Source organism: Polaribacter sp. (genome assembly GCF_965656025.1).
Taxonomy (GTDB): Bacteria; Bacteroidota; Bacteroidia; order Flavobacteriales; family Flavobacteriaceae; genus Polaribacter.
On sequence record NZ_CBFHJT010000014.1, the window covers coordinates 1 to 1849 of the forward strand.

Annotated in this window: 2 protein-coding genes; both read right to left on the reverse strand. The window is 26.6% G+C overall.

From position 1 onward, the window contains the following. Positions 1 to 293, reverse strand: a 293-nt coding sequence (locus ACTG3S_RS04090; protein ID WP_439128102.1) for a hypothetical protein, incomplete at its 3' end; no start/stop codon positions are given. 4 nt (positions 294 to 297) lie between these two features. After that, positions 298 to 1740, reverse strand: coding sequence for a M56 family metallopeptidase (locus ACTG3S_RS04095; protein WP_439128103.1), 1443 nt, complete (start codon positions 1738 to 1740; stop codon positions 298 to 300). Between the last annotated feature and the right edge of the window lie 109 nt (positions 1741 to 1849).

Genomic DNA, 1849 nt, shown 5'->3' on the forward strand with positions numbered 1-1849 from the left:
TTAGAAAGTCTTAAATAAGCTTTTGCTAACTTTAAACTCGCTTTTTTATCTTCTTTAAAGGTTAATGCATTTTCTAAAAAATGGATGGTCTTTTTGTAATTATCTATAGATTCGTAAATAATTGCTGTTTTGTAGTTTGATAAAAAAGTTGGGGTTTTTATTGCATTTAATTGTTGTAAAGCCAACTGATACCTCCCATTTTCGAACAAACTATCAATCGCAGAAAAAGTTGGGGTTTGTGCCCCAACTTTTAGTACTGTAAATAACAATATAATTAAAATTTTCTTTTTCATGAATTTATTTTACTTCGATTGCAAATGGAATATTATAATTTACTGCAACTTTTTCTTCTTTATTTTCTCCAGGAATCATCTTAGGTAAAAGTTTCATTACTCTAATTACTTCGTCCTCAATTTTTGGATGTGGTGCTCTTGCTCTAACTTCTACAACATTTCCTTCAGTGTTTACTTTAAAACCAATAAATATTCTTTTTTTACCAGATGATAAGCCTAATTGATTTGGTAAACCTTTGTTGAAGTTTACTTTAAAATGTTTTTGAATTTTTTTGTTGAAGCAATCTTTATCTCCTTCTTCACAACCTGGAAAAGTTGGTGCTTTTTCTATGGTCATAAAGTTTACTTCTTTTTGGATTTCAACTTTCTGAGCTATTCCTAATGTTTCAAGTACTTTTATTCGGTTTTTGGACTTTTTAGAAATCGTATTTTTTAAAATTTCAGATTTTTTAAAATAAAAATATCTATCCCTGTTTAATTTATTAATTGAATCTTTAAGAATTTTGTTTTCAAGAGAAATACTTTTAAGTTCTAAATCTTTCACTTTTTGCTTTTCAATTAATAATTTTTCAGATTTGGAAGTTGGTTTATTTATTACTTTAGAAGCACAAGAAGTATAAAAAAGCATAGAAATTAGTACAGGAATCAATACCAAATATTTTAATTGATTCATTTTTTTAGATTTGTTTTTCTTCATCATAATAATTCTTTTTTTAAGTAATGTTTGTTTGTAAAACTGATTGATAAATGCAATATTTTCTACCTGAAAAAAATTAGATAGTAATTGATTGATATAATTTTCTTTGGGTGCAGATTTTGTGGCAACTTCATCAGAAATATATTCGTGTACCAACGTAATTCTTTTCTGATAAGTAAAAAGCAAAGGGTTAAACCACATCACTATTTTTAAAAGTTCAAAAAACAATAAATCTAAGGTGTGTTTTTGTTTGCTGTGCACCAATTCATGTGCTACAATTTGTTCTTTTTGAATTTCAGAGATTTCTGCTCCTATAAAAATGAAGTTAAAAAAGGAAAATGCTTTGGTTTGTTTAGGTATTAATACCAATGTGTATCCGTCTTTTTTTATCAGTCTATAAGAACGTATCAAGTTGATGATTGCATAGAGTTTAGAAATAAACAATACACTAAAAACAATAACACCTATCCCAAAAATAATATCTACATAGCTTAAAGATTGATACCAAGAAGTTTTTTGAATTACTTTTTCTGGAGAAAACACAATTTCTGGAAGATCTACTATAAATTCTTGCGGAACTGCTTTTTGAAACGTCGGTATTTTTATTAATGGTAACAAAAAAGACACAATTGGTGTACTTAACAAATACCATCTGTTTTTGGTAAAAAAGGTTTCTTTGCTTAAAAAGAAATCATAAATCGCCAAGAATAATACTTGAAATAAAATTACTTGAATGATGTAATTAATCATAGTTTTGTTGTTTATAATTTGAGAAACTTCGACAAGCTCAGTTTGACATTTGTTTTTTATTTGATTTATAGCTAATTTATAGTCACTTTAAACACAAACTAAATCTGCT